Source organism: Mesorhizobium sp. L2C084A000 (assembly GCF_000502875.1).
In the GTDB taxonomy this organism is placed as follows: domain Bacteria; phylum Pseudomonadota; class Alphaproteobacteria; order Rhizobiales; family Rhizobiaceae; genus Mesorhizobium.
In genome coordinates this window covers 1-312 of sequence record NZ_AYWX01000062.1, presented here as the reverse complement: position 1 = coordinate 312, position 312 = coordinate 1, and the positions used below count along the sequence as shown (strand labels likewise).

The following is a 312-nucleotide window of genomic DNA, read 5'->3' as shown; positions in this document are numbered from 1 at the left end:
GCCAGTTGGGGAAGTGCTACCGATAGGGCCTGTTTCAAGTTCGAACCCTGAATGGCGTTCACCATGGCCTTGCCGGCGCCGATTGCGCGCCCGTGGCAGACGCAGTAAAGCGATTTCCGGACGCACGCAAGAACAGGTGGACACCGATCGGATGAGGCTGCCGTGGTTGGGAAAATCCCGGAAAGCCGACCGGACACCATCTTCCGCCGTCATTTATCATACGGAAATCATCGCCGACATCCTGGTGCCCGAACGCGCCGAGCATGTCCGCTTCTTCAGCCGCAAGCAGGTCCGCGCCGGCAAGTTGCGCAC

The 312-nt window shown here is 60.9% G+C and carries 1 pseudogene; it reads left to right on the top strand.

The window, feature by feature from the left end:
* Positions 1-82: 82 nt before the first annotated feature.
* Positions 83-312: pseudogene (locus X735_RS1000000169180) on the top strand (hypothetical protein); the annotation flags it as partial.